The sequence below is a fragment of the Methylobacterium sp. J-078 genome, from assembly GCF_022829285.1.
Classification (GTDB): domain Bacteria; phylum Pseudomonadota; class Alphaproteobacteria; order Rhizobiales; family Beijerinckiaceae; genus Methylobacterium.
On the sequence record NZ_JAKSYI010000137.1, the window covers coordinates 23356 to 44103 of the forward strand.

Consider the following 20748-nt stretch of genomic DNA (forward strand, 5'->3'; position numbering starts at 1 on the left):
CGCACGCAGTCAAACCGCGATGGCGCATCCTCAGCGGGCCGTGTGCCCGGCGCTGAATTGTCATGACTTATCAGCCCTCACCGGGCCCGGAGTTGTCCTTGATGTCGCGTGCCGCCCTCGTCGAACCCGCCGCGCCCGTGCGCTTCCGGCCGGAGGTCCCGAAGCCCCTGCGCGAGCAGCCGGGGCTGTTCGGGTTCCTGAGGGCGGCGCGCGCCAATCCGCTCACGACCTGGCTCGACGTGCATTTCGAGAAGCCGGTGGTCGCCGCCGAGGGGGCCCTCGGCCGCGTCACCGTGGTCAGCGACCCCACCCTGATCCGCTACCTCTACGTCGAGAATGCCGCCAACTACCGCAAGGACGACCTGCAGCGGCGCGTCCTCGCCCCGGGACTCGGGAACGGCCTGCTCACCGCCGAGGGCGACGAGTGGAAGCTGCAGCGCCGGACGCTCGCGCCGATCTTCTCGGCCCGGCACGTGCTCGGCTTCAACGTAGCCATGAACGCCGCCGGGAGCCGCATGGCGCGCCGGCTGGCACGCCGCGAGGGGGCCAGCATCGACGTCGCCCTGGAGATGACCCGCGTCACCCTCGACGTGTTGGAACGGACGATCTTCACGCAAGGGCTCGCCAGCGATCCCGACGCGCTGGGGCGCGCCATCACGCGCTTCCTCGAATCGGTCGGGCCGATCGACCCCCTCGACGTGTTCGGCCTGCCGGGCTTCATCCCGCGCATCGGCCGCCTGCGGGCGCGCCCCGCGCTCCGGTTCTTCGCCGAAGTGGTGGACGAACTCATTGCGCGCCGCCGCACCCTGATCGAACGCGACGCCGCCCCGAGCGACCTCCTTACCCTGCTCCTGAAGGCACAGGACCCGGAAACGGGACAGGGCCTCACCGATCTCGAGGTGAAGGCCAACATCGTCACCTTCATCGCCGCCGGCCACGAGACCACCGCCAACGCGCTCACCTGGGCGCTCTACTGCCTGTCGCAGGACCCGGCAGCCCGTGCCCGAGTGGAGGCGGAGGTCGATGCCGTTCCGCCGGGCGTGGATTTCGACGCCGACGCGCTGCCCTTCACGAAGGCCGTGATGGAAGAGACCATGCGGCTCTTCCCGCCGGTGCCCTTCATGAGCCGGCAGGCCAACGCGGACGACCGAATCGGCCGCATCAAGATCCCGAAGGGTTCGCTGGTGATGGTGGCGCCCTACGTGCTGCACCGCCACAAGACGCTCTGGCGGGAGCCCGAGGCTTTCATGCCCGAGCGCTTCCTGCCCGAGGCCAGGGCCGATATCCCGCGCTTCGCCTACCTGCCGTTCGGAGCCGGCCCCCGCGTCTGCATCGGCCAGAGCTTCTCGCTTCAGGAGGCGGTGGTGGTGCTCGCGCACATCACCCGCGCCGCCCGCTTCACCCTGGCCGAGGACCACGCCCCGGTCATGCCGCTGCACCGGGTGACGCTGCGGCCCGAGCACGGGCTTCGCATGACGGTGAGGCCGCGCGGCGAAGCCAACGGCCTCGACCGCTGACGAGCAACGCTGAGGATGGAAGCGGTCAGATCGTGCCGCGTCAGCTCTTCTTGCGGAACGCGTCCAGGCTGACGACCTCGGCGCCGCTCTCCTGACCGTCCTCCGGCTTCTTCGTTGGCGGCGGCTTGGATTCCATGCCGTCCCCGGCCTTCGCCTCGGACTTGGTCTCGGACTTCGCGGCCGGGGCCGTGGCGGACGTGCCGGGGATCAGCTTTGGCACCGACGGAGTTCCGATGGTCGCGAGACCCGTTCCCTTCGGCTTCATCTCGGTCGGCTCGGACGCGGCACCCCGCGGTGCGGTCTTACCCGCCGTCGCGCCGTCCTCCTCCGCCTCATCGGTAGAGGCGTCCTCCGTGCCCTCGCTCAGGTCGAATTTCAGGCCGAACTGGACCGAGGGGTCGAAGAAGCCGGTGAGCGCGTCGAACGGCACCAGCAGGCGCTCCGGCACGCCGGAGAAGGACAGCCCGACCTCGAAGGTGTGCTCGGTGACGCCGAGATCCCAGAACTGATGCTGGAGGACGATCGTCATGTCCTGCGGGTACTTTTCGCGCAGGCGCTGCGACATGCGCACGCCCGGCGCCTCCGTGCGGAACGAGACGTAGAAGTGATGCTCGCCCGCCAAGCCCTCCCGGGCCGCGTCGGTCAGCACCTTGCGCACGACGCCGCGCAGAGCATCCTGCACCAAGAGATCGTAGCGGATCAGATCGTCTGCCATCTGCGGTCGCTTATGCCCGGTCCCTGCCCGCCGTCGCGCGCCGTGATGGCGCCCCGGGTCGGATGAAAATCCACTGGAGGCGACCGTGATCCGGCGCTCCCAGAACTATGCCGTGCGCAGGCCCCGAGCCCGCAGGACTTGCCTTGCGCGCCCATCGTCCCGGATTCAAGCCGGAATCGCTGGCCCGCCACCCGATGGCACGTCCGGAGCTTCCGTCAAAACGCCGAGCCTGTCGAGCCTCGGGGCCTTGCGTCCAAAAGCCCGTGGTTCGGAGCGCCGCCGCCGGATACCGTCCTGGTCTCGGGGCGGGGCCACGGCACGGGAGCGCGACCCGAGCCCGGACCCTTACCGGGGTCACCGGCCAACGGTGCGAACATACAGGGAGGGGCCGCTTATTTGAAGCCCGATGATAGTGCGGCGGTGCCTGCCGAGGTGGCGCCTTCGCGCGATGCGCCTCGGCCCGTGCCGTCACCGCGAGGCGCGGCACTGCGGTCTGCCTTTCGGCTGGCGGCCGGTCTGGCGGGCCTCGCCTTCTGGGGCTTCCTGGCTCTGGCCCTCGCGAGCCTCCTCGCCCTCGTCATCGTTCGCGTCGGCGCCGATTGGCTCGACGGCTTGGGAAGCTGGACGACGGCCCGGCCGCGCCTGCAACCGCGCCAGCTCGCCATGCGGGAACTCGCCATCGACGTGATCCGCCAGGCCCTGCTGGCGATCCTGGTTGTCGCGGCGGTTCGCTGGCGCGCGGGGCCGGACTGGCGTCGCGCCCTCGCGCTGGCGCGCCCCGCCCCCGGAGCGGCGCCTGCGCCCGGGCTCGCGCCGCACCGCCTCGCGCTCCTCCTGCTGGTCTGGCCCCTCATCCACATCACCTGGGTGACCGGCACCGCCGAGCTCCTGCAGATGCCGATCCGGCGGCACACCGCCCTGGCACCGGGGCTCACCACGGGAGCGGCCGCCCTCTGGCTCGCCTACGTGCTGATCCTGGCGCCCATCGCGGAGGAGCTGCTCGTGCGCGGCGCCCTCTACGACCGGGCGCGCCGCTTCCTGCCGCCCGGCGCGGCGATCGCGGCCACCGGCCTGCTCTTCGCGGCCGCGCACCTGACGCCGGCCGGGATCGCCCGGCCGCTCTCGCTGATCCCGCTCGCCCTGGTGCTCGGCTGGGTGCGCTGGCGCAGCGGACGGCTCTGGCCCGGAATCCTGCTTCATGCCTGGAGCAACCTCGCGATGATCGCCTACGTGCTCTGGCCCGCAGACGGCTGAGGACCGTACGAACGTGTTGAAGCCCATTGCGCGTGGCCTCGCCACCTCGCGCCCGCCGCGCTATGCCAGGGCTTCCGCCCGGGAGCCGCGATGCACGCCTATCACCAGCTTCTCGAACGCATTCTGCGGGAGGGAATCCGCAAGGACGACCGCACCGGCACCGGCACGCTCTCGGTCTTCGGGCACCAGATGCGCTTCGACCTGGCGGAGGGCTTTCCCCTCGTCACCACGAAGCAGCTGCACCTGCGCTCGATCATTCACGAACTGCTGTGGTTCCTCACCGGCGACACCAACGTGCGCGCGCTCCAGGCGAACGGCGTCACCATCTGGGACGAGTGGGCCGATGTGAACGGCGATCTCGGTCCCGTCTACGGACAGCAGTGGCGCTCCTGGGCCAAGCCGGACGGCGGCAGCGTCGACCAGATCGCATGGGTGCTGGACGAGATTCGCCGCAACCCGGATTCCCGGCGCCTGATCGTCTCGGCCTGGAACCCGGCCGACCTCGACCGGATGGCCCTGGCCCCCTGCCACTGCCTGTTCCAGTTCTACGTGGCCGAGGGGCGGCTCTCCTGCCAACTCTACCAGCGCTCGGCGGACGTCTTCCTCGGCGTCCCCTTCAACATCGCGAGCTACGCCCTCCTCACCGCGATGATGGCGCAGGTGACCGGGCTGAAGCCCGGCGACTTCGTCCACACCCTGGGCGACGCCCACCTCTACGTGAACCATCTCGACCAGGCTCGGCTTCAGTTGACACGCGAGCAGCGGCCGCTGCCGCGCCTACTGCTCGACCCCGGTGTGACCTCGTTGTTCGACTTCCGCTTCGCGGACATCGCGGTGGAAGGCTACGCCCCCCATCCGGCGATCCGCGCCCCGGTGGCCGTCTGATGCCGGCCCCCCGCATTACGATCATCGCAGCGATCGCCCGCAATGGCGTCATCGGCCGCGACAACGATCTGATCTGGCGCCTGCGCAGCGATCTGCGCCGGTTCAAGGCCCTGACCATGGGCAAGCCCCTGCTGATGGGGCGCAAGACCTTCCAGTCGATCGGGCGGCCCCTGCCGGGGCGGCGCACCATCGTGCTGACCCGCGACCCCGCCTTCGCGGTGTCCGGCGTCGCCGTGGTGCATGACTGGGCGGGGGCGCTCGCCGCCGCCGAGGGCGCCGAGGAACTCATGGTGGCCGGCGGGGGCGAGATCTATGCGCTGGCCCTGCCGCAGGCCGAGCGCCTGCACCTCACCGAGGTCGACCTCGCGCCGGAGGGGGACACGGCGTTCCCGCCGTTTGACCGGGCCCGCTACCGCGAGACGCATCGCGAAGCGCATCCGCCCGGCGAGCACGATGCCTGCGCCTTCAGCTTTGTCGACCTCGAACGGCGGGACTGAAGCCGTAAACCATCGGGCGCGACCCATTGCGCAATGGGTTCCCGTACGGTTGTCTTTCAGTCTGCCGATGCCCAAGTGGCAATCTTGACAGGATTGCGCGCGCCCACACAGGTGCGAGGGTCCGGTCGCGACGGGATCGAGACTCTTGTCCGCGCATGAGAGATCCGGCTCGCCCCCTCGAGGGGTGGGACCGGGCGGCGCGGGTGGGCTTCGTGTGCGGCGAAGACGCTGCGGGAACAGGAGAGATCGGCGAGCATGCCTTGGAGCAATCAGAGCGGCGGCGGTAGCGGCAACGGGGGAGGGCCCTGGGGCCGAGGCGGCGGCGGCAATGGCGGTGGCCCCTGGGGCGGCGGCGGTGGTGGCGGCGGCAAGACGCCGCCCGATCTGGAGGATCTGCTCCGGCGCAGCCAGGACCGTCTCCGTGGCGTGATCCCGGGCGGCTCGATGGGCGGCGGTCGCGGCATCCTCATCGCGGGCGGCCTCGTGGTCGCCGGATGGCTTCTCACCGGTTTCTACACCGTGGCACCGCAGCAGGTCGGCATCGAGACGATCTTCGGGCGCTACACCAGCACCACCGGCCAGGGCCTGAACTACAACTTCCCCGCGCCCATCGGCGCCGTGACGAAGCCCAATGTCGGCCAGGTCAACAGCGTCCAGATCGGCTATCGCGCGGGTCTCGGCTCCCAGAACCGCAACGCCGACAAGCCCGAGGAGAGCCTGATGCTCACGGGCGACGAGAACATCGTCGACCTCGACTTCGAGGTGCAGTGGCGCATCAATCCCCTGAAGGCGTCCGACTTCGTCTTCAACCTCGAGAACCCCGAAGGGACCATCAAGGCCATCGCCGAGAGCGCGATGCGCGAGGTCGTGGGACGCCGCAACATCCAGCCGATCCTGACCAACGAGCAGTCGAGCGTCGCCCAGGAGGTCCGCGAGATCACCCAGAAGGCGCTCGACGAGTACGGGGCCGGCGTGCGCATCGAGCTCGTGCAGCTCGTCAGCGTGCAGCCGCCGCCGGAGGTACGTCCGTCCTTCTTCGACGTGAACGCCGCTCAGCAGGATGCCGAGCGCGCCAAGAACGACGCCCGCACCTATGAGAGCAGCGTGGTTCCGCAGGCCCGCGGCCGGGCGCAGCAGATCGTTCAGTCCGCCGAGGCCTTCAAGACGCAGGCCACCGCCGAGGCGACCGGTCAGGCCGCCCGCTTCACCCAGGTCTACGATTCCTACAAGATCGCGCCGGTCATCAGCCGCGAGCGCATCTTCCTCGAAACGATGGAGCGGGTCCTGGGCTCGGTCAACAAGGTGATCATCGATCAGAACGGGTCCGGCACGGGTGCAGGCGCAAGCGCCGCCGGCGTGCTGCCGGTGCTGCCGCTGGCCGAATTCGGCGCCCGCAACGCAGCCGGTGGAGCCGCCCGATGAACAACCAAACCCTCCGCACCGGCCTCATGATCGCGGCCGCCGCCGTGGTCGTCGGCCTCTACGCCTCGGTCTTCACCGTCGGGCAGATGCAGCAGGCCCTGGTGCTCCGCTTCGGCGGCGTCCGCGCCGTGCTGAACCAGACCGGCACCGACAAACCCGGCCTGTACTTCAAGATCCCGTTCTTCGAGAACGTCGTGCTGTTCGACAAGCGGGTGCTCGACCTCGACCTGCCGGTTCAGACCCTGCTGACGACCGACCGCCAGAACCTCGAGGTCGACGCCTTCGCGCGCTACCGGATCACCGATCCGCTGCGCTTCTACCAGTCGGCCAACAACGTCGCCCGCGCCAACACCCTGCTGGCGAGCTTCACCAACTCGGCCCTGCGCAACCTGCTCGCCCGTTCGACCCGCGACGCCATCGTGCGGACCCAGCGCGCCGAGCTGATGAACCAGATCCAGGCCGACGTGAACCGGCAGGCGAAGGAGCTCGGCGTCGAGATCGTCGACCTGCGCATGACCCGCGTCGACCTGCCGGCGCAGAACAGCACGGCGGTCTACAACCGCATGAAGACTGAGCGTCAGCGCGAGGCGGCCGATATCCGTGCCAACGGCGAGCAGGCCGCGGTGACGATCCGGGCGAAGGCCGATCGCGACGTGACGGTGCTGATTTCGGAAGCGACCCAGACCGCCGAGACCCTGCGCGGCCAAGGCGACGCCGACAAGAACCGCATCCTGGCGGAAGCCTACGGCAAGGACGCGGATTTCTTCAGCTTCTACCGCTCTATGCAGGCCTACGAGACCGGCCTGAAGGGCTCCGATACGCGGCTCGTGATCAGCCCCTCGTCGGACTTCTTCCGGTACTTCAGCGATCCTCAGGGCCGCCAGCCCGGTACCCCGGCCGCCCGTGCCCCTGCACGCAGCCCGGCCGAGCCCGGCACTACCGGATCGACCGACAGCGCCCGCTGACGATCGGCGCCCGCCGGAACGGGCCCCATGACGCACCGGCGGCGGACCCTGGTTCGCCGCCGGACTCTTGATCGGCGCGGCATGCGGACGATCTAAGGGCATCGTTGCACCAGGAGAGGTCGAACATGGTTCCCGTTGCGAGCGCCGTCCGGGCGCCACGTTCCCGAGCGCTCCGTCACAGCCTGTGCTCCGCCCTCGCGGCCGTCACCCTGGCCACCTCCGTCGCCGTGACCGGCCTGCCGTCGGCAGCCTACGCCAAGGGACCGGAATCGCTCGCCGATCTCGCCGATCAGGTCACGGACGCGGTGGTGAACATCTCGGCTTCGACCACCGTCGAGGCCCGCCCCAACACGCGCTCGGGACCGCAATTGCCGCCCGGCACGCCGTTCGAGGACCTCTTCGAGGAGTTCTTCAACAAACGCGGCCAGCGCGGTGGCGGTGGTGACCGCAGCGAAGCCGAGCGTCCGCGTTCGCCGCGGAAATCCAACTCCCTCGGCTCCGGCTTCATCATCGACGCCTCCGGCATCGTGGTGACGAACAACCACGTCATCGGCGACGCCAACGACATCCAGGTCATCCTGCACAACGGCACCAAGCTGAAAGCCGAGATCATCGGCAAGGATGCCAAGATCGACCTCGCAGTGCTGCGGGTAAAGCCCGAGGCGGGCAAGCCGCTGAAGGCCGTCCCGTTCGGTGATTCCGAGAAGATGCGGCCGGGCGACTGGGTCATCGCCATCGGCAATCCCTTCGGCCTCGGCGGCTCGGTCTCGGCCGGCATCGTCTCGGCGCGGGGCCGCAATATCGAGTCCGGCCCCTACGACAACTACATCCAGACGGATGCGGCCATCAACAAGGGCAATTCCGGCGGCCCGCTCTTCAACATGAACGGCGAGGTCATCGGCATCAACACGGCGATCCTGTCGCCCACCGGCGGCTCGGTCGGCATCGGCTTCGCGGTCCCGTCGAACAACGCGTCCCAGGTCATCGACCAGCTGCGCGAGTTCGGCGAGGTCCGCCGCGGCTGGCTCGGCGTGCGCATCCAGAACGTCGACGAGACCACGGCCGAAGCCCTCGACATGAAGGACGGGGTCAAGGGCGCGCTCGTCGCCGGCGTCGACGAGAAGGGCCCGGCCAAGGCCGCTGGCCTCGAGATCGGCGACGTCATCGTCAAGTTCAACGGCACGGCGGTGAAGTCGTCCAGCGACCTGCCGCGCATCGTCGCCTCGACTCCGGTCGGCAAGACCGTGGACGTGCTGGTGATCCGCAAGGGCGCCGAGACCACGAAGTCCGTCACCCTCGGCCGGCTGGAGGACACCGAGAAGCCGACGCTGGCCAGCGTCAAGCAGCCCGAGCCGGAGAGCGCGGTGCGCCAGGTTTTGGGCCTCAACCTCTCGGGGATCACAGACGAGGCGCGCAAGCGCTACAGCCTCAAGGACGGCCTCAAGGGCGTCCTGGTCACCCGCGTCGACCCCAACTCCACGGCGGCCGACAAGCAGATCAAGCCCGGCGAGGTCATCGTCGAGGTCGGGCAGGAGGCGGTGAGCGCCCCGGCCGACGTCAGCAAGCGCATCGACCAGCTCAAGAAGGACGGGCGTAAATCGGTGTTGCTGTTGGTCGCCAGCGCCTCGGGCGATGTCCGTTTCGTGGCCCTCGGGATCGACTGATCTTCGATATGTTCGTGTGAATACCAACCCGCCGCCCTAGAGGGCGGCGGTTTTGTTTTGGCTGGTGGGGGCACATTCCCCTCTCCCCGCTTGCGGGGAGAGGGTTCCAGGCACCTTGTCGTGCCTGGAACAAGCGAAGCGAGGGTGAGGGGGCTTCCACGGACAAGCCTCCTCCGGCGTCGCCCCCTCACCCCCGGCTGCCGCCTTGCCGCGCCGACGACGTGGTCGTCGCGGTCCTCTCCCCGCAAGCGGGGCGAGGGAATGCAGATGCGATCCGGCGCGACCGTCCTACTCGGGTGGCGAAGCGCCGCTCAGCCCACGAATTCGGCCGAGGCATAGCCCTGCAGGTAGAGCAGGGCCGTCAGGTCGCCGTGGTCGATCCGAACCTGTGCGGCCGCCGCCACCTTCGGCTTGGCCCGAAAGGCGACGCCGAGGCCGGCTTCGCCGAGCATGTCGAGGTCGTTGGCACCGTCGCCCACCGCCAGGGTGTCAGTGGCGTCGAGACCGAAGCGGCTGCGCAGGGCGATCAGGGTCGCGCGCTTGGTCTCCCGGTCGACGATCGGATCGATGACCTCCCCGGTGAGGTGGCCGTCACGGACCCCGAGCGTGGTGGCATGGGCCTCGTCGAAGCCGATCAGGGCCGAGACCGGCCCGGTGAACAGGGTGAAGCCCCCCGAGATCAGGCAGGTATGGGTGCCGTGCGCCTTCATGGTCTGCACCAGGGTGCGCCCGCCCGGCGTCAGGGTGATGCGCTCGGCGATGAGCGCGTCGATCTTGTCCACGGGCACGTCGCGCAGGAGGGCGACCCGCTCGCGCAGGGCCGGGCCGAAGGCGATCTCGCCCCGCATGGCCCGCTCGGTGATGGCGGCGACGTGGTCCTTCAGGCCGATCGTGTCGGCGAGTTCGTCGATGCATTCCTGCTCGATCATGGTCGAGTCCATATCGGCCAGGAACAGACGCTTGCGCCGGTGCGGACCGGCGCTCAGCACCGCGACGTCGATCGGCTCGGACGCCAAAGCCGCGCGCAGGCGGCGGGCGAGGGCTGGCGCATCCGCCTCGGCGCCCGGCACCAGCACCTCTGCAGCCACCTCCCCGTGCAGGATGCGGGGCTGGTGCTCCGTGCGCATCACCGCGCGGGTCTCGGCCAGGACCGCATCGGTGATGGCGGGGCGGCTCTCGTTTGCTATCAGGATCGCGACGAGGGTCATCCGGGAGCTTTCCACGCCAGTGCCGCCGGTCACGCAACGCACCCAAGCGCCCACCCTGCCGGCGGCGATCCTCATCGCAGGGCCGACCGCCTCGGGCAAGTCGGGGCTTGCGCTCGCGCTGGCGCGCGACCTCGGCGGGGTGGTGATCAACACCGACTCCATGCAGGTCTATGCCGATCTGCGCCGGCTCTCCGCCCGGCCGAGCGTGGCGGAGGAGGGCCAGGCGCCCCACCGCCTCTACGGCCATGTCGACGGCGCGGTGAACTACTCGGCCGGGCACTTCGCCCGCGAGGCCGCGCCGCTGATCGCGCGCTTGCGCGATGCGGGGCAACTGCCGATCTTCGTCGGCGGCACCGGCCTGTACTTCCGGGCGCTGGAGGAGGGCCTGTCCGAACTGCCGCCGGTGCCGGACGAGGTCCGCTCGGCCCTGCGGGCGCGGGCCGAAGGACGGGCGACGGAGGATCTCTACGCCGAACTGCGCGCGATCGACCCGGTCGGAGCGGAGACCCTACGCCCCAGCGACCGGGCGCGGGTGATGCGCGCCCTCGAGGTGTTCGCGGCGACCGGCCGGCCGATCGCGGATTTCCACGGCGCGCGCTTGCCGGGGCCGCTCGCGGGCCTGCCGCTCCTCAAGCTGTTCCTGGCGCCCGAGCGCGAGACCCTGCGCCGGGCCATCGACGCGCGCTTCGAGGCGATGATCGCGCAAGGGGCGCTCGGCGAGGTCGAGGCCCTGCGCGACCGGCGCCTCGACCCGCTGCTGCCGATCATGCGCGCCCACGGCGTGCCGGGCCTGATCGCCCACCTCGACGGAACGCTCTCCCGGGCGGAAGCGATCCGGCGCGGGCAGGGCGACACCCGGCGCTACGCCAAGCGCCAGTTCACCTGGTTCCGGCACCAGATGGGGCCGGACTGGCTCTGGACGCCGCCCGAGGAGGCCCTCGGGCGGGCTCAGGCGGCGCTTACTTCTCCAGTCGGGCGATGAGGGACGAAGTATCCCAGCGGCTGCCGCCCATGCCCTGCACGTCGGCGTAGAACTGGTCGACGAGGGCGGTGACGGGCAACTGGGCGCCGTTGCGCCGGGCCTCGGCCAGCAGGATGCCGAGGTCCTTGCGCATCCAGTCCACCGCGAAGCCGAAGTCGAACTTGGCCGCGTTCATGGTCTTGCCGCGGTTCTCCATCTGCCAGGAACCGGCGGCCCCCTTGGAGATCACCTCCAGCACGGCCTCGACGTCGAGGTTCGCGCGCTTGGCGAAGTGCACCGCCTCGGCGAGGCCCTGGACGAGGCCCGCGATGGCGATCTGGTTGACCATCTTGGTGAGCTGGCCGGAGCCGGCCGGGCCCATCAGGCGGCTGGCGCGGGCAAAGCACAGGATGGCGGGCTCGACCTTCGCGTAGGTCTCGGCCTCGCCGCCGCACATCACGGTGAGCGCTGCGTTCTCGGCGCCGGCCTGTCCACCCGAGACGGGGGCGTCGATGAAGCCGAGGCCGGCGGCCCGGGCGGCGTCGGCGAGTTCGCGGGCAACCTCGGCCGAGGCGGTGGTGTGGTCGACGAAGATCGCGCCGGGCTCCATGCCCGCGAAGGCGCCGTCCGCGCCCAGGGTGACGCTGCGGAGATCCTCGTCGTTGCCGACGCAAGCGAAGACGATGGCCTGACCCTTCGCGGCCTCGCGCGGGGTCGCGGCGGAGGCGCCGCCATGCGCGGCGACCCAGGCCTCCGCCTTGGCGGCGGTGCGGTTGTAGACCGTGACCTCGTGGCCCTTGGCGGCGAGGTGGCGGGCCATCGGGCCGCCCATTACGCCGAGGCCCAGAAACGCGACCTTCGCCATCATCATCTCCGCTCGTATCTTGAATACGAGCGGGGTCTAGGAGCGATACTGGCGAGGGTCAAACGTTCGCGGAGTTTTATCCGCCGGTGACGCTCATGTGGCGCGGCACGGCGGCGGGGCGGGCGCGCTCGATGACGAAGTCGTGGCCCTTGGGCTTGCGCGCGATGGCGTCGATCACCGCCTGGGTCACGAGGGCGTCGTCGGGAGAGGCGCGCAGGGCGGCGCGGAGATCCGCGGCGTCCTCCTGGCCGAGACACATGTAGAGCTTGCCGGTGCAGGTGAGACGGACCCGGTTGCAGCTCTCGCAGAAATTATGCGTCAGCGGCGTGATGAAGCCGAGGCGCCCGCCGGTCTCGGCGATGCGCACGTAGCGCGCCGGGCCACCCGTGCGGTCGGGCAGGGGGGTCATGGTGTAGCGCTGCTCGAGCCGGGCGCGGGCGACCGAGAGGGGCAGGAACTGGTCGGTGCGGTCGCCCTCGATCTCGCCGAGCGGCATGACCTCGATCAGCGTCATGTCCATGCCGTCGCCGTGGGCCCAGGCGATCATGTCGGCGATCTCGTCCTCGTTGACGCCCTTGAGCGCCACGGCGTTGATCTTGACCTTGATTCCGGCCCTGCGCGCAGTCTCGATGCCGTCGAGCACCACCTTAAGGTCGCCCCGGCGGGTCACGGCGCGGAACTTGTCCGGGTCGAGGGTGTCGAGGGAGACGTTGACGCGGCGCACGCCGAGTTCGGCGAGCTCGGGCGCGAAGCGGCCGAGCTGCGTGCCGTTGGTCGTCATCGTCAGCTCTTCCAGCGCCCCCGTGTCGAGGTGCCGGGACAGGCGCCGGAAAAGGTGCATGATGTCGCGGCGCACCAGCGGCTCGCCGCCGGTGATGCGCAGCTTCTTCACGCCGCGCTGGATGAAGACGGCGCAGAGCCGGTCGAACTCTTCCAAGGACAGCAGGTCGCGCTTGGGCAGGAACTGCATGTCGTCGGACATGCAGTAGACGCAACGCAGGTCGCAGCGATCGGTCACGGAGATGCGTAGGTACGTGATCGCCCGCTGGAATGGGTCGATCAGCGGCGCGGGAGCCACCGGAGCGGCATCGTCGGTGGCGCGGGGACCCCACATGCGGATTTCTGTGCTCTGTTGGGGTGCGGAAACGTTGGCGCGGTCGCGTGACGAACCTAACATGACACGTCATATGAGGTCTTGGGCGGTCGCGGGCAAGTTTGCGTCGGTCGCATGGGCCATGCAAGGCAGGTCTCATGCGATCCACACGGCCGACGCGGCCGGAAGGAAGTCACCATGACGCAACAGGCTGTCGATCCGCACGCCGCTCCGGCCGCCCCCGAGCGCTGGCCGACCGAGATCCGTCTCTCGGGCGACAAGCGCACGCTCAACGTCGCCTTCGAGGATGGCGGCCGCTTCGCCCTGCCGGCGGAATATCTCCGGGTGTCGAGCCCCTCCGCCGAGGTGCAGGGCCACTCGCCCTCCGAGCGCAAGGTGATCGGGGCGAAGCGCGATGTCGCGATTCTCAAGGTCGAGCCCATCGGCAACTACGCGGTGAAGCTGACCTTCGACGACATGCACGATACCGGCCTATACGGCTGGGGCTACCTCTACGACCTCGGGCGCGAGTACCGGAACCGCTGGGCAACCTACCTGTCCGAATTGGAGGAGCGGGGCCTGAGCCGCGATCCCGTACGCCGGGCCGCGAAGCCGGCTCCTGCGCCGAGCGAGGGCGGCGGCAGCTGTGGCAGCGGCTGCGGCTGCCACTGACCGAATCGACCGCCGCCCGAAAGGCCGCCGCATGATGCCTTCGACCAGCCCGGCTACGAGCCGGCGCGTCCTTGCGCTCGCCCTGCCGATGACGCTCGCCAACGTGACCACGCCGCTCCTCGGCTTCGTCGGCGCCACCGTGATCGGCCGGCTCGGCGATGCCGCGCTCCTCGGGGCGATGGCCCTGGGCGCCGTGATCTTCGACGCGATCTTCTGGTCGTTCGGGTCGCTGCGCATGGCCACCGCCGGGCTCACCGCGCAGGCGGTGGGTGCGCGCGACGCGGCGGAAGTCGACCGGACGCTGGCCCGCGCCCTGGCGGCGGCGCTCCTCGTGGGGCTGGTGATCGTGGTGCTGCAGGGCCCGATCGGCCGGGCCGCCTTCACGCTCAGCGGCGCGAGCCCCGCCGTGATCGCCGCGCTGGCGGCTTACTTCCACATCCGCATCTTCGCCGCGCCCTTTACCCTGGCGAACTACGCCATCCTCGGCTCCGTGCTGGGGCGCGGGCGGACCGACCTCGGGCTGATCCTGCAGGTCGCCATCAACCTCACCAACATCGTCCTCACCCTGATGTTCGTCCTCTGGGCGGACATGAGCGTCGCCGGCGCCGGGCTCGCGACCCTGATCGCCGAGGCGGCCGGCGCGGTGCTCGGGCTCGCGCTCCTGGCGCGGCTCGGCTCGCGGCCCTTCGCGGTGCCCTTCCGGGTGGTGCGCGATCCCCTGGCGCTCGCCCGGATGCTCAGCGTGAACGCCGACGTCATGATCCGGACCCTGCTGCTGGTCGGCTGCATCACCCTGTTCTCGGCGCTCGGCGCCCGCTCCGGCGATGTGGTGCTGGCGGCCAACGCCGTCCTGTGGAATCTCTTCATGATCGGCGGGTTCTTCCTCGACGGCTTCGCCACCGCCGCCGAGACCCTGTGCGGGCAGGCGGTGGGCGCCCGGGACGAGGCCCGCTTCCGGCGCGCGGCGCGCTTGAGCCTGCTCTGGTGCCTCGCCTTCGGCGGTGCCATCGCGGGCGGGTTCCTCCTCGCCGGCAACGCCTTCATCGACGCGGTGACGACGAGCCCGGAGGTGCGCGCCATGGCCCGGCTCTACCTGCTGCCGGCGGCGCTCGCGCCGCTGATGGCGGCCGTGCCGTTCGCCTTCGACGGCATCTACATCGGTGCGACCTGGACGCGGGCGATGCGCAACCTGATGCTCGTCGCGACCGCGCTCTACGGCGTCGCCCTCCTGGCCGCCCACGCGGCGGGCCTCGGCAACGGGGGCCTGTGGCTCTCGTTCCTGATTTTGCTGGCCGGCCGCGGGATCAGTCAGGCCCTGGCCTATCCCGGGCTGACGCGCCGAACCTTCACCCCGGCGGGCGAAATCCCTCTGGATAAGCGGACCGGCGCGTACACGCCGGCTTAAGCGGTAACCAGACCTCGAAGCGTATCGGCACCACGCGGCCGGGCGTTTTCCCGCAGCCGCCAAGGCAAAGCCCCGGACAATAGCGCGGATCTACTTGTCAGCGCAGGTAGATCCCCAGTTTGGAATTGTTCTTATTCAGAAACGTGACGAAAAAGCCTCTTTGCTTGTGTAATCGTCTGGTCTACGCGCTAGCCACGATGCGCAAGAATCTCCGCTCCTCCCTCGCCCTGGCCCTCCTGCTGACCGGCGCCGTCTCCCTCGGGAGCGCGGCCCAGGCCAAGGAGACGCCGATCGGGCCGCCGACCATCCAGAACGGGCTGGAGATCGCCGCGGTCTACCTGCAGCCGATCGAGATGGACCCGCCGGACATGATGCGCGCGGCAGCCGCGTCCGACATCCACCTGGAGGCCGACATCCGGGCCACCAAGGAGAACCGCAACGGCTTCGCCGAGGGCGACTGGGTGCCGGCTCTCTCGGTGAGCTTCGAGATCACCAAGCTCGAGGGCGAAGCCGCCACCGGGCCGAAGGTCAGCGGCGGGCTGATGCCGATGGTCGCCAATGACGGGCCGCATTACGGCGACAACGTCAAGCTCTCCGGCCCCGGGCGCTACCGCCTGAAGATCACGGTCGCGCCCCCCGGGGCGCACGGGCATTTCGGCCGCCACGTCGACAAGGAGACCGGCGTCGCCGAGTGGTTCAAGCCCTTCGACGTGATCCAGGACTTCACTTTCGCGGGCATCGGCAAGAAGGGGGCCTACTGAGCCCATGGCCGTTCTCCGCCGCCTCCTGCCCGCCGCCGCCCTGGCAGCCGGCCTCGCCGCCATCGGGGCGCCCGCCCGCGCCCAGGAACTGCCGGTCATCAAGGTCGAGATGAAGGACGGGACCATCACCCCGAACGTCATTGAAGTGCCGGCCAACACCCGCTTCAAGCTCGAGATCACCAATACGGGCACCAGCCCGGTGGAGTTCGAGAGCGTGGAGCTGAAGCGCGAGAAGGCGCTTGCCGCGGGGGCGACCTCCTCCATCGTCTTCCGCACCGTCGATCCGGGCACCTACGACGTGTTCGACGACTTCCACCCCAATTCCAAGGCCACCCTGGTGGCGAAGTGAAGCGGCCTCGATAACTCTGGCGAACCCAACCGGAATGGCAGTCTCGACGTCCGTCACACCGCGTGATGCCCGCGATGCCTGGATCGACGCGAAGCTCGCGGGTCTGGGGCAGTGGATGCAGCGCCATGGCGGCACGATCCGCTCCATCCAGTGGGGCGTGGTCGCCGTCTACCTCGTGCTGGTCGCGGTCCCGGCCTTCCTGCCGCTGCCCGACCGCAGCGCGCACCTGTGGAACAACCTGACCGTCTTCGCCCAGTTCGCCTTCTGGGGGATCTGGTGGCCCTTCGTGCTGGTCAGCATGGTGGTGGTGGGCCGGGCCTGGTGCGGCATCCTCTGCCCCGAGGGCGCGCTCACCGAGTTCGCCAGCCGCTGGAGCCTCGGCCGCGCCGTGCCGCGCTGGATCACCTGGGGCGGCTGGCCCTTCGTGGCCTTCGCCGGCACCACGGTCTACGGCCAGATGGTCAGCGTCTACGGCTACCCGAAGCCGGTGCTCGCGGTGCTCGGCGGCTCCACCGTGGCGGCGATCCTGGTTGGGCTGCTCTACGGCCGCAACAAGCGGGTCTGGTGCCGCTACCTCTGCCCCGTCAACGGCGTCTTCGCGGTGCTCGCCAAGCTCGCGCCGGTGAGCTTCCAGGTCGATCACGCCGCCTGGGCGGCTTCGCCCAAACCTCGCGGAGACAGCTTCAACTGCGCCCCGCTGGTTCCGGTCAAGACGATGAACGGCGCGGGCGCCTGCCACATGTGCGGGCGCTGCTCGGGCTATCGCGGCGCCGTGCGCCTCGCCCGGCGCTCGCCCACCCACGAGATCGTCCACGTCGCCGGCGGCGAGCCCAGCCTCGACCAGACCATGCTGATCCTGTTCGGCATGATGGGTCTGGCCGTCGGCGCCTTCCAGTGGTCGTCGAGCCCCTGGTTCATCGACGTGAAGCAGGCGCTGGCGACTTGGTTGATCGAGCGCGGCACGACCTGGCCCCTCGAGACCACGCTGCCCTGGTACATCCTGACGAACTACCCCGAGCACAACGACGTGCTCAGTCTCCTCGATGGCGGGCTGCTGCTGGGCTACATCGCGACCGCCGCGATCGTCCTCGGTCTCTCGCTCTCGGGGCTCGTGGCCCTGGCGACCCTGTCCCTCGGCTGGTCGCGGGCGCGCTTCCACCACCTCACCCAGACACTGATCCCGGTGGCGGGCTGTGGCGTCTTCCTCGGCCTCTCGGCGTTGACCGTCACCTTCCTGCGCGGCGACGGCATCCTCATCCCCTACGTCTCGGAGATGCGGGCCGCGCTGCTCCTCGGCACAAGCCTGTGGAGCGTCTGGCTCGCCTGGTCGGTGGCCGGGCTCTCGGCCGGGGGCCTGCGCCGCGCCGGCGCGACGCTGGGCATCGCCGCCGCCTGCGCCCTCTCGGTCTCCGGCTGGGTGCTGCTGTTCTGGATCTGGTAGGGCGCGCCGCGAACCCCGGCCGCGCCCGCGAACGTGAAAAAGGAATCCTCCGCATGATCGGAGCCTTCGTCATCGCCTTCCGCGAGGTCATCGAGGCGGGCCTCATCATCGGCATCGTGCTCGCCGCCACCCGCGGCATCGCCGGGCGCGGCCGCTGGATCGGCCTCGGCGTCCTCGGCGGCCTCGCGGGCGCCGCCCTGGTGGCACTGTTCGCGGAGAGGATCTCCGACGCCTTCGAGGGGGCGGGCCAGGAGATCCTCAACGCCGGCGTGCTGATCGTCGCCGTGCTGATGCTGATCTGGCACAACACCTGGATGGCCAAGCACGGGCGCGAGCTCGCGGGCGAATTGCGGGCCGCCGGCGAGGCGGTGCGCACCGGCCAGAGCACGGCCGCCGGCCTCGCCCTCGTCGTGGGCGCCGCGATCCTGCGCGAGGGCGCCGAACTCGTGCTGTTCCTCTACGGACTCGTCGCCTCCGGCACCTCCGGGCCGGACATCCAGTTCGGCGCGCTCGCGGGCGTCGCCGTTGGCGCGGCCACCTCCTCGGTGAGCTATTTCGGCCTCGCGGCGATCCCGACCCGCTACGTCTTCTCGGTGACGAGCGGGCTCATCGTCCTGCTGGCGGCGGGGCTCGCCGCCCAGGCCGCGCAGTTCCTGACCAATGCGGGCCTGATCACCGTGCTCGACCGGCCGCTCTGGAACACCTCCGCGATCCTGCGCGAGGACAGCCTCGTCGGCCGCGTCCTCCACGCCCTCGTCGGCTACACCGACCGGCCGAGCGGCATGCAGGTGCTGGTCTATCTCGGCACCATCCTGGTCATGGTCGCGCTGATGCAGGTCTCGTCCTCGGCCAAGCGCCGCCAGCTCCGCACGGCCTGAGCCATGCACGTCAGCCACGTCCCCGACGCGCCGGCCGCTCCGGCCATCGACTTCGACGCCTTCCTGGCCGTGGACATCCGGATCGGCACGGTCGTGTCGGCGGAGCCTTTCCCGGAGGCGCGCAAGCCCGCCCTGAAGCTCGTCATCGATTTCGGGCCGTCCATCGGCACCAAGCGCTCCAGCGCGCAGATCACCGAACACTACCGGGCCGAAGACCTGCCCGGCAGGCAGGTGGCCGCCGTCGTGAATTTCCCGCCGCGCCAGATCGGCAAGTTCCTGTCCGAGGTGCTGACCCTCGGCTTCGCCGACGCGAACGGCGCCGTGGTGCTGTTCCGCCCCGACCAGGCGGTGCCGGACGGCAGCCGCCTGTTCTGAGGTACGGTTGCGGGCGCAGCGAAACTTCGCCATGTCTGCGGCCGTAATGCCGTCCGAGATCCCATGACTGCGCCCGAGAACGAAGAGCCCGGCCTCGCCTGGGACCAGGACTTCGCCGACCAGCTGATCGGCGCCACGCTCCTCGTCGGCATCACCTACCTGCAGCACGACGGCACCCTGGTACGGCGCGAGCAGGTGTTCGGCCCCGTGGCCGCCGTCGACGCCGAGATCGGCATCACGATCCTGCGCAGCGATACCGGCGAGCCCTATATCGTGGCCCCCGTCCTCGAGGCGATCGAGCCCGCCTCGCCCGGCCATTACCAGCTCACCGAGACGGATGCTGTGATCGAGGACCCGGACTACACCGTGACCTTCAGCGTCACCGCACCGCTGCGCCACTGAGGCGGAGCGGTCCGCGAAGGTCTCGTGCGGTCATCGTGCCGCCCGCGACAGTGCGGTGCAACAAAATCGCTGGAATGCCACGCCAATCCGGCGGCGTCGGGGTGCCTCTCCCGGCATGTTGCACTAAGCTTCAGCGCAAATCACGGGAAGATCCGATGTCCGACCTCCGCCTGCGCCGCAGCGTGCTCTATATGCCCGGTTCGAACCAGAGGGCGCTCGACAAGGCCAAGACCCTGGCGGCGGATTCCCTGATCCTCGACCTTGAGGATGCGGTGGCGCCCGACGCCAAGGAGATCGCCCGCGAGCAGGTCTGCGCCGCCGTGAAGGGCGGCGGCTACGGCGAGCGCGAGATCATCATCCGCGTCAACGCCCCCCAGACGCCCTGGGGCGAGGCCGACCTGAAGGCTGCGATCGAGGCGCGGCCCGACGCGATCCTGATGCCGAAGGTGTCCTCGCCGGCCGTGCTGGAGAGCATCGCCAACCACCTCGAAGCCCTCGACGCCCCCGAGAGCATCGCCGTCTGGGCGATGATCGAGACCCCGGCCGCGATCCTGAACATCCAGGAGATCGCCAAGGCGCGGCGCGACCGGCGCACCCGCCTGACCTGCTTCGTGCTGGGCACCAACGATCTGGCCAAGGACACCTGGGCGCAGCTCGTCCCCGGCCGCGTGCCGATGCTGCCCTGGATGATGTTCACCCTCGCGGCCGCCCGCGCCGAGGGCCTCACCATCCTCGACGGCGTCTGGAACGACATCGAGGACGTGGCCGGGTGCCGGGCCGAGTGCCAGCAGGCCCGCGACCTCGGCTTCGACGGAAAGACGCTGATCCACCCCAACCAGCTCGAGCCGGCCAACACCTGTTTTGCCCCCTCCGACGAGGAAGTCCGTCGCGCGCGCCTCGTCATCGAGGCCTTCGACCGGGAGGAGAACGCCAAGCGCGGCGCGATCAAGATCGAGGGCCGGATGTACGAGCGCCAGCACATCGGCATGGCCCGCCGGGCGGTGAACTGGCGCGAGGCGATCGCCGCCAAGGGGTATTGACGCCAAAGCCGTCGATCGCACGCAGATACCCGAGGCGGCCCTGCTCCTGCTCCGGGAAGCTCGGGCAATCCGACTTTGCTGCGCCCCGGAATGATACGGTTTCCGGCTGAATCGTTCGGGCTCTGCCGCGGGTCCCCTCTCCTTCGGGAGAGGGACAGGGTGAGGTGTGTGACCTCTCCGGAAAGGTCACACACCTCACCCCAACCCTCTCCTTTCAGGAGAGGGAACGCGTCGCGCACAGACTGACCGAAGCAATCAACTGAAAACCGTATGACACCTCGCATCAGCCTTCGCTGCTGAGCACCTGTCGGGCGCTCGTCCAGGGCCGCGCCCCGTAACGGTCGTTGTCGAGGGGATGCAGGTGGCCGAGGCCGCTTGC

At 69.9% G+C, this 20748-nt stretch carries 21 protein-coding genes; 17 read left to right on the plus strand and 4 right to left on the minus strand.

What is annotated here, in order from left to right:
- The first annotated feature begins 101 nt into the window (after positions 1-101).
- The gene (locus MKK58_RS24215; RefSeq protein WP_243915521.1) at positions 102-1517 is read left to right on the plus strand and encodes a cytochrome P450; all 1416 of its coding nucleotides are present in this window, start codon (positions 102-104) and stop codon (positions 1515-1517) included.
- Between the two features lie 40 nt (positions 1518-1557).
- Here MKK58_RS24215 and MKK58_RS24220 read toward each other — a convergent pair whose 3' ends face one another.
- Complete coding sequence (locus MKK58_RS24220) at positions 1558-2232, minus strand: SspB family protein (protein ID WP_243915522.1); 675 nt, start codon at positions 2230-2232, stop codon at positions 1558-1560.
- Between the two features lie 462 nt (positions 2233-2694).
- On the opposite strand from MKK58_RS24220, the gene MKK58_RS24225 reads away from it, so the two are divergent.
- From MKK58_RS24225 to MKK58_RS24250, 6 genes are all read left to right on the plus strand, one after another.
- A complete protein-coding gene (locus MKK58_RS24225; RefSeq protein ID WP_243915523.1) occupies positions 2695-3486 on the plus strand; it encodes a CPBP family intramembrane glutamic endopeptidase in 792 nt (263 codons plus the stop codon).
- 90 nt (positions 3487-3576) lie between these two features.
- Complete coding sequence (locus tag MKK58_RS24230) at positions 3577-4371, plus strand: thymidylate synthase (protein WP_243915524.1); 795 nt, start codon at positions 3577-3579, stop codon at positions 4369-4371.
- The gene (locus MKK58_RS24235) at positions 4371-4868 is read left to right on the plus strand and encodes a dihydrofolate reductase (protein WP_243915525.1); all 498 of its coding nucleotides are present in this window, start codon (positions 4371-4373) and stop codon (positions 4866-4868) included. Before MKK58_RS24230 ends, MKK58_RS24235 begins: the two co-directional genes overlap by 1 nt.
- A 255-nt stretch (positions 4869-5123) precedes the next feature.
- The gene (gene hflK / locus MKK58_RS24240; RefSeq protein ID WP_243915526.1) at positions 5124-6290 is read left to right on the plus strand and encodes an FtsH protease activity modulator HflK; all 1167 of its coding nucleotides are present in this window, start codon (positions 5124-5126) and stop codon (positions 6288-6290) included.
- Positions 6287-7255, plus strand: a complete 969-nt coding sequence (hflC, locus tag MKK58_RS24245) for a protease modulator HflC (RefSeq protein ID WP_243915527.1) — start codon at positions 6287-6289, stop codon at positions 7253-7255. The genes hflK and hflC overlap by 4 nt, the downstream gene beginning before the upstream one ends.
- A gap of 125 nt (positions 7256-7380) precedes the next feature.
- The gene (locus MKK58_RS24250) at positions 7381-8919 is read left to right on the plus strand and encodes a DegQ family serine endoprotease (protein WP_243915528.1); all 1539 of its coding nucleotides are present in this window, start codon (positions 7381-7383) and stop codon (positions 8917-8919) included.
- Positions 8920-9230: 311 nt separating this feature from the next.
- On the opposite strand, the gene serB is transcribed toward MKK58_RS24250, so the two are convergent.
- Complete coding sequence (gene serB, locus MKK58_RS24255) at positions 9231-10127, minus strand: phosphoserine phosphatase SerB (RefSeq protein ID WP_243915529.1); 897 nt, start codon at positions 10125-10127, stop codon at positions 9231-9233.
- 19 nt (positions 10128-10146) lie between these two features.
- On the opposite strand from serB, the gene miaA reads away from it, so the two are divergent.
- Entirely contained in the window at positions 10147-11109 is a 963-nt protein-coding gene (gene miaA, locus MKK58_RS24260; RefSeq protein WP_243915530.1) for a tRNA (adenosine(37)-N6)-dimethylallyltransferase MiaA, read from the plus strand.
- Here the strand turns inward: miaA and MKK58_RS24265 are convergent.
- Positions 11087-11956, minus strand: coding sequence for an NAD(P)-dependent oxidoreductase (locus tag MKK58_RS24265; RefSeq protein ID WP_409565313.1), 870 nt, complete (start codon positions 11954-11956; stop codon positions 11087-11089). The genes miaA and MKK58_RS24265 overlap by 23 nt on opposite strands.
- A gap of 73 nt (positions 11957-12029) precedes the next feature.
- Positions 12030-13067 (minus strand): GTP 3',8-cyclase MoaA, encoded by a 1038-nt coding sequence (gene moaA, locus MKK58_RS24270; protein ID WP_243915532.1) that lies wholly within the window; start codon positions 13065-13067, stop codon positions 12030-12032.
- Positions 13068-13244: 177 nt separating this feature from the next.
- Between moaA and MKK58_RS24275 the strand changes: the two genes are divergently transcribed.
- The 9 genes from MKK58_RS24275 (at position 13245) to MKK58_RS24315 (ending at position 20369) form a co-directional block, all read left to right on the plus strand.
- Positions 13245-13718: a gamma-butyrobetaine hydroxylase-like domain-containing protein gene (locus MKK58_RS24275; RefSeq protein ID WP_243915533.1), complete on the plus strand. Its 474-nt coding sequence runs from the start codon at positions 13245-13247 to the stop codon at positions 13716-13718.
- A gap of 31 nt (positions 13719-13749) precedes the next feature.
- Entirely contained in the window at positions 13750-15123 is a 1374-nt protein-coding gene (locus MKK58_RS24280; protein WP_243915534.1) for an MATE family efflux transporter, read from the plus strand.
- A gap of 197 nt (positions 15124-15320) precedes the next feature.
- A complete protein-coding gene (locus MKK58_RS24285; RefSeq protein WP_238277016.1) occupies positions 15321-15884 on the plus strand; it encodes an iron transporter in 564 nt (187 codons plus the stop codon).
- 4 nt (positions 15885-15888) lie between these two features.
- Positions 15889-16233, plus strand: a complete 345-nt coding sequence (locus tag MKK58_RS24290; protein ID WP_243915535.1) for a cupredoxin domain-containing protein — start codon at positions 15889-15891, stop codon at positions 16231-16233.
- Positions 16234-16267: 34 nt separating this feature from the next.
- Positions 16268-17674 carry a 4Fe-4S binding protein gene (locus MKK58_RS24295; protein WP_243915536.1) on the plus strand — a complete coding sequence of 469 codons (1407 nt, stop codon included), beginning with the start codon at positions 16268-16270 and terminating at the stop codon, positions 17672-17674.
- A gap of 53 nt (positions 17675-17727) precedes the next feature.
- On the plus strand, positions 17728-18552 hold the full coding sequence (locus MKK58_RS24300; protein ID WP_243915537.1) for an FTR1 family protein: 825 nt from the start codon (positions 17728-17730) through the stop codon (positions 18550-18552).
- Positions 18553-18555: 3 nt separating this feature from the next.
- Positions 18556-18927: a tRNA-binding protein gene (locus tag MKK58_RS24305; RefSeq protein WP_243915538.1), complete on the plus strand. Its 372-nt coding sequence runs from the start codon at positions 18556-18558 to the stop codon at positions 18925-18927.
- Positions 18928-18990: 63 nt separating this feature from the next.
- Positions 18991-19329 (plus strand): hypothetical protein, encoded by a 339-nt coding sequence (locus MKK58_RS24310; RefSeq protein WP_243915539.1) that lies wholly within the window; start codon positions 18991-18993, stop codon positions 19327-19329.
- Between the two features lie 155 nt (positions 19330-19484).
- A complete protein-coding gene (locus MKK58_RS24315; protein ID WP_243915540.1) occupies positions 19485-20369 on the plus strand; it encodes an HpcH/HpaI aldolase/citrate lyase family protein in 885 nt (294 codons plus the stop codon).
- Positions 20370-20748: the final 379 nt, after the last annotated feature.

What these genes read in the sequence shown, in the direction of transcription:
- MKK58_RS24215 (WP_243915521.1), top strand. Translation starts at nt 102, where the DNA reads ATGTCGCGTGCCGCCCTCGTCGAACCCGCCGCGCCCGTGCGCTTCCGG.
- MKK58_RS24220 (WP_243915522.1), bottom strand. Translation starts at nt 2,232, where the DNA reads ATGGCAGACGATCTGATCCGCTACGATCTCTTGGTGCAGGATGCTCTG.
- MKK58_RS24230 (WP_243915524.1), top strand. Translation starts at nt 3,577, where the DNA reads ATGCACGCCTATCACCAGCTTCTCGAACGCATTCTGCGGGAGGGAATC.
- MKK58_RS24235 (WP_243915525.1), top strand. Translation starts at nt 4,371, where the DNA reads ATGCCGGCCCCCCGCATTACGATCATCGCAGCGATCGCCCGCAATGGC.
- hflK (WP_243915526.1), top strand. Translation starts at nt 5,124, where the DNA reads ATGCCTTGGAGCAATCAGAGCGGCGGCGGTAGCGGCAACGGGGGAGGG.
- hflC (WP_243915527.1), top strand. Translation starts at nt 6,287, where the DNA reads ATGAACAACCAAACCCTCCGCACCGGCCTCATGATCGCGGCCGCCGCC.
- MKK58_RS24250 (WP_243915528.1), top strand. Translation starts at nt 7,381, where the DNA reads ATGGTTCCCGTTGCGAGCGCCGTCCGGGCGCCACGTTCCCGAGCGCTC.
- serB (WP_243915529.1), bottom strand. Translation starts at nt 10,127, where the DNA reads ATGACCCTCGTCGCGATCCTGATAGCAAACGAGAGCCGCCCCGCCATC.
- MKK58_RS24265 (WP_409565313.1), bottom strand. Translation starts at nt 11,956, where the DNA reads ATGATGGCGAAGGTCGCGTTTCTGGGCCTCGGCGTAATGGGCGGCCCG.
- moaA (WP_243915532.1), bottom strand. Translation starts at nt 13,067, where the DNA reads ATGTGGGGTCCCCGCGCCACCGACGATGCCGCTCCGGTGGCTCCCGCG.
- MKK58_RS24275 (WP_243915533.1), top strand. Translation starts at nt 13,245, where the DNA reads ATGACGCAACAGGCTGTCGATCCGCACGCCGCTCCGGCCGCCCCCGAG.
- MKK58_RS24280 (WP_243915534.1), top strand. Translation starts at nt 13,750, where the DNA reads ATGATGCCTTCGACCAGCCCGGCTACGAGCCGGCGCGTCCTTGCGCTC.
- MKK58_RS24285 (WP_238277016.1), top strand. Translation starts at nt 15,321, where the DNA reads ATGCGCAAGAATCTCCGCTCCTCCCTCGCCCTGGCCCTCCTGCTGACC.
- MKK58_RS24290 (WP_243915535.1), top strand. Translation starts at nt 15,889, where the DNA reads ATGGCCGTTCTCCGCCGCCTCCTGCCCGCCGCCGCCCTGGCAGCCGGC.
- MKK58_RS24295 (WP_243915536.1), top strand. Translation starts at nt 16,268, where the DNA reads ATGGCAGTCTCGACGTCCGTCACACCGCGTGATGCCCGCGATGCCTGG.
- MKK58_RS24300 (WP_243915537.1), top strand. Translation starts at nt 17,728, where the DNA reads ATGATCGGAGCCTTCGTCATCGCCTTCCGCGAGGTCATCGAGGCGGGC.
- MKK58_RS24305 (WP_243915538.1), top strand. Translation starts at nt 18,556, where the DNA reads ATGCACGTCAGCCACGTCCCCGACGCGCCGGCCGCTCCGGCCATCGAC.
- MKK58_RS24310 (WP_243915539.1), top strand. Translation starts at nt 18,991, where the DNA reads ATGACTGCGCCCGAGAACGAAGAGCCCGGCCTCGCCTGGGACCAGGAC.
- MKK58_RS24315 (WP_243915540.1), top strand. Translation starts at nt 19,485, where the DNA reads ATGTCCGACCTCCGCCTGCGCCGCAGCGTGCTCTATATGCCCGGTTCG.